Source organism: Streptomyces sp. FH025 (genome assembly GCF_017427025.1).
Taxonomy (GTDB): domain Bacteria; phylum Actinomycetota; class Actinomycetes; order Streptomycetales; family Streptomycetaceae; genus Kitasatospora.
In genome coordinates this window covers 1-4,375 of sequence record NZ_JAFLNG010000651.1, presented here as the reverse complement: position 1 = coordinate 4,375, position 4,375 = coordinate 1, and the positions used below count along the sequence as shown (strand labels likewise).

Here is a 4,375-nt window from a genome sequence, read left to right as displayed (position 1 = left end):
GTTCCGACCCAGCCCATCGGCCCCGCACCCCGAGGCACCAGGAGGACGCCCGATGGCCCGCAGCGAACTGCGCCCCGTGATCAAGCTCCGCTCCACCGCCGGGACCGGCTACACGTACGTGACCCGCAAGAGCCGCCGGAACGACCCGGACCGGGTGGTCCTGCGCAAGTACGACCCGGTCGCCGGCCGGCACGTCGACTTCCGCGAGGAGCGCTGACGCGCGACCGGCGCTGAAGAACCACGGAGCGGCGCCCCCCACCCCGGGGGGCGCCGCTCCGGCGCGCGTACGGGGTCTCAGCGCGGCGGCGGCACGGAGACCACCATGGTCAGCCGCAGCTCCCGCTCCCCCGCGTTGCGGTAGGCGTGCGCGTACGAGGCGTCGAACGAGACCGTGCTGCCGGCCGGCACCGGGTGCTCGTGGCCGTCGTGCACCAGGGTCAGCTCACCCTCCTCCACCCGGACGATCTCGACCGTCCCGGCCGGGTGCGGCTCGGAGGAGTACTCCTCACCCGGCGCCATCCGCCAGTCCCACAGTTCCAGCGGCCCGGGCGCCTCGATCCCGTGCAGCAGGGTGCCGGTGCCGCCGCCCGGGCCGGTCCAGAGCGGGACGGCCTGGTCGCCGGGGATGATCCGGACGTCCGGCCCCTCCTCGTAGTCGAGCAGCGTGGCGATCGAGACGCCGAGCGCGTCGCCGAGCCGGACGACGGTGGCCACGCTCGGATTGGTGCGGCCCTGCTCGATCTGGACGATCATGCCGCGGCTCACCCCGGAGCGGGCGGCGAGGGCGTCCAGGGTGTGGCCGCGCTCGGTGCGCAGCCGCTTGACGTTCCGGGCGAGGGCCCGGGAGACGAGGTCGGGGTCCGGCACGCGGGCAGTCCTCCGGTGTCCACAGTACGAGACTGTACAAAATATTGTTCTGCCAAGTTCAGTTCACTGCACTACGCTGCGATTCCGGCAACGAGTCCATCTGACTGTACTGCGGAGTTCATTGTGCTGTCCTCGATCCCCGGGGTCCTCCGGTGACCGCCCTGCTCGCCCTCTCCGCCAGCCTGCTCACCGGCCTGGCCGACTTCGGCGGCGGCGTACTCACCCGCCGACTGCCCGCGCTCGCCGTGGTGGTCGTCTCCCAGGCGCTGGCCGCCGCCGCGCTGCTCGCCGCCGTCCTCGCCACCGGCGGCTGGGCCGACGCCTCCCCCGTGCTCTGGTACGCCGTCGCCGCCGGGGTGATCGGCCCGTTCGCGATGCTCGCCTTCTACCGGGCGCTCGCGCTCGGCCCGATGGGCGTGGTGTCCCCGCTGGCCACCGTCGGCGTCGCGGTGCCGGTCGGCGTCGGGCTCGCGCTCGGCGAGCGGCCCGGCCCCGGCCAGCTGGCCGGCATCGCGGTGGCGGTGGCCGGTGTGGTGCTGGCCGGCGGCCCCGAGCGCGGCGGGCCGTCCGCCGCCCGCACGGCCCTGCTGCTCACCCTGGCCGCCGCGTTCGGCTTCGGCGCCAACATGGCCCTGATCGCGCACGCCTCGACCGGCGGCGGACTGCTGCTCGTGCTGTGCGTGCAACGGCTCGTCAACGTCGCCGTCGGAGGCGCCGCGCTGCTGATCGGCCTGCGCGGCACCGACACCTCCGGGCTGCTGCCGGAGCTGCGCTCCCGGCTGCCGCTGCTCACCGCCGTCGGGCTGGCCGACGTCGCGGGCAACGCCACGTACGCGATGGCCTCGCACGGCGGCTCGGCGGCGGTGGCCGCCGTGCTCGCCTCGCTCTACCCGGTGGTCACCGCGCTGCTGGCACGCGGGGTGCTGAAGGAGCGGCTGCGCCCGGTCCAGGTGGTCGGCGCCGGGCTCGCCGTCGCGGGCACCCTGCTGCTCGCGGCCGCGTAGAACGGCCGCGCAGGACGTTCACGACCTCTGGGGCTTCCAGCGCTTCTCGACCCCGCCGAGCTTCCAGTACGCGATCGCGACGGCCCAGACCACCACGAACAGCCCGGCGATCGCGTAGCCGACGTTGTCCAGCGAGATGTCCGCGATGAAGCCGGTGACGGGGTCGGTCAGGTCGAGCTTCTCGTGCAGCACGCCGACCAGTTCGATGGTGCCGATGATGAAGGCCACCGCGATCGACAGCCCGGTGATGGTCAGGTTGTAGTACACCTTGCGCACCGGGTTGGCGAAGGCCCACTGGTACGCGAAGTTCATGAAGGTCCCGTCCAGGGTGTCGAACAGGCTCATCCCGGCCGCGAACAGCAGCGGCAGGCAGACGATCGCGTACCAGGGCAGTCCGGAGGCCGCGCCCGAACCCGCCATCACCATCAGGGTGACCTCGGTCGCGGTGTCGAAGCCCAGGCCCAGCACCATGCCCACCGGGAACATCTGCCCGGGCCGGGTGATCGAGCGGGTCGCCCGGTTCAGCACCCGGGCCATGAAGCCGCGCGCGTTGAGGTGCTCCTCCAGCTCCGCCTCGTCGTACCGCCCGGACCGCATCGAGCGGAACACCCTGAGGATGCCGAGCAGCGCCGCCAGGTTGAGCGCGCCGATCAGGTAGAGGAAGACGCCGGAGGCCGTCGTACCGACCACGCCGAGCCACCTGTGGGTGGTCGACTCGTCGTCCATCAGCGTGTTCGCCAGCTGTGCGCCGCCCGCGACCAGGGCCGCCATCAGCACGACCATCGAGGAGTGCCCGAGGGCGAACCAGAAGCCCACCGAGACCGGCCGCTTGCCGTCCGCCATCAGCTTGCGGGTGGTGTTGTCGATCACCGCGATGTGGTCGGCGTCGAAGGCGTGCCGCATGCCCAGGGTGTACGCGGTGATGCCCAGGCCGACCCCGAACACCTGGGTGCCGACGGCGTACCGCTCGGGCGCGACCAGGAAGACGAGCGTCCCGAAGGCCACCACGTGCATGGCCAGGATCACCCCCATCAACCCGGCCGTACGGACGGTGTCCTCGCGCTTCCACCTGAACGCGGGCAGCACGGGCGGCGTCGCCGTCGTCGCGGCGGTTTCGGGCAGGGTCATCTCGGGATCACGCTCCAGCACCTCGTGGAATGACTTCGTGAGATGCCGTGGCCGGTCTCCTGGCTTACGGGACTTCCGCACCCGCCTTCCCAGGCGCGCGAGGCGCCCAGTGGCTTCATGGGTACGGACGTCACTCCCCCGACGAGGAGGGAGTGGCCCGATCACAGTGGCGAGGGCCGCTCCGGACTGGGACCCACTGAGGGTCCGTCACCGGTCTTCCCGAGCACCACGGCGGGCAACACCGTAGGGGCCCGACCCGACCCCCGCAAGGTTGCGCACCTGTGCAGGTGTCCAGGATCACAGCCGTCGGCCTGCGAGAATGTGCGCATGCATCTCGTACCGGCCGACCGCGCGGGCCACCGCACCATCGACGGCCACCGGGTCTGCGAGGCCATCGCCGCGATCGGCGACACCGGGCACGTCCGCACCTGGGCCGAGCGGTTCTCCCTGCTCGCCGACCCCGGACGGCTCGCCCTGCTGCTCGCCCTGCACCGGGCCGGCCCGCTCGCCGTCACCGACCTGGCGGTCGCCACCGGCATGCGCGACCCCGCCGTCTCCCAGGCCCTGCGGCTGCTCCGCACGGCGGGCGTGGTCGCGGGTGACAAGGACGGACGAGTGGTGCGCTACCGGCTCGTGGACGACAGCATGCGCCCCCTCCTCGACGAGTGCGCCGCCGGCGAGCACCAGGAACCCACCGCGGCCGTCGGCTGACCGACACTCGGGAAACGCCCCCGCGGCGGGCCCGGATGAGTACGATCATGGTGTGCCGTCCCACCCCCACGCCTGGCCCGCCGACCGCTGGAACACCCGACCGGTCAAGGCCCGCGTGCTGGCGGTCGCCCGCACCCTCACCTCGGCCACCCGGGTCCTGGACGTCCTCACCCTGCTGAACCGGGACGGCATCGAGCGCTACTTCACCGTCAACCCCGGCTCCGCCTTCGCCGACGGCGCCCTCGACGAGTACCTCCACGGCCTGCCCGGCTACACCGTGCTGGACTGGGAGGACGCCGTCCGCCACCGCTTCGACCTGGCCGTCTCCTGCGCCGTCCACTCCTCCATGCACCGCCTGGACGCCCGCCTGGTCGTCCTCCCGCACGGCGCCGGCTACAACCGGCTGGTCACCGAGTCCACCGGCGACACGGTCAGCGCCGCCGGCCTCTCCCGCAACGAACTCACCCACCGGGGCCGGGTGTTCGTGGACGTCCTCGGCCTCTCCCACCCCGAACAGCTGGACCGGCTACGGCTCTCCTGCCCCGAGGCGCTGGACGTCGCCCGGGTGGTCGGCGACCCGTGCTTCGACCGGATCCTGCGCAGCGAGCGCTCCCGGGACGGCTACCGCGCCGCGCTCGGCGCCGTCGACGGCCGCCGCCTCGTCG

At 72.9% G+C, this 4,375-nt stretch carries 5 protein-coding genes, 1 pseudogene and 1 riboswitch; of the genes and pseudogenes, 4 read left to right on the top strand and 2 right to left on the bottom strand.

Annotated features, from left to right (window positions below; translation table 11 throughout):
- The first annotated feature begins 52 nt into the window (after positions 1 to 52).
- Positions 53 to 217 carry a 50S ribosomal protein L33 gene (gene rpmG / locus J0670_RS31355; protein WP_207815262.1) on the top strand — a complete coding sequence of 55 codons (165 nt, stop codon included), beginning with the start codon at positions 53 to 55 and terminating at the stop codon, positions 215 to 217.
- Positions 218 to 294: 77 nt separating this feature from the next.
- Here the strand turns inward: rpmG and J0670_RS31350 are convergent, their stop codons facing one another.
- Positions 295 to 867 carry an XRE family transcriptional regulator gene (locus J0670_RS31350; RefSeq protein ID WP_207815261.1) on the bottom strand — a complete coding sequence of 191 codons (573 nt, stop codon included), beginning with the start codon at positions 865 to 867 and terminating at the stop codon, positions 295 to 297.
- 152 nt (positions 868 to 1,019) lie between these two features.
- Here J0670_RS31350 and J0670_RS31345 point away from each other — a divergent pair, with 152 nt between their 5' ends.
- Positions 1,020 to 1,871 (top strand): EamA family transporter, encoded by an 852-nt coding sequence (locus J0670_RS31345; protein WP_207815260.1) that lies wholly within the window; start codon positions 1,020 to 1,022, stop codon positions 1,869 to 1,871.
- A gap of 18 nt (positions 1,872 to 1,889) precedes the next feature.
- On the opposite strand, the gene J0670_RS31340 is transcribed toward J0670_RS31345, so the two are convergent.
- A complete protein-coding gene (locus tag J0670_RS31340) occupies positions 1,890 to 2,999 on the bottom strand; it encodes a HoxN/HupN/NixA family nickel/cobalt transporter (RefSeq protein ID WP_207815259.1) in 1,110 nt (369 codons plus the stop codon).
- A gap of 31 nt (positions 3,000 to 3,030) precedes the next feature.
- Positions 3,031 to 3,245, bottom strand: a riboswitch (cobalamin riboswitch).
- An 81-nt stretch (positions 3,246 to 3,326) separates the two neighbouring features.
- On the opposite strand from J0670_RS31340, the gene J0670_RS31335 reads away from it, so the two are divergent.
- On the top strand, positions 3,327 to 3,710 hold the full coding sequence (locus J0670_RS31335) for a metalloregulator ArsR/SmtB family transcription factor (RefSeq protein ID WP_207815258.1): 384 nt from the start codon (positions 3,327 to 3,329) through the stop codon (positions 3,708 to 3,710).
- A 52-nt stretch (positions 3,711 to 3,762) separates the two neighbouring features.
- Positions 3,763 to 4,375 (top strand): annotated as a pseudogene (locus tag J0670_RS31330) (hypothetical protein); the annotation flags it as partial.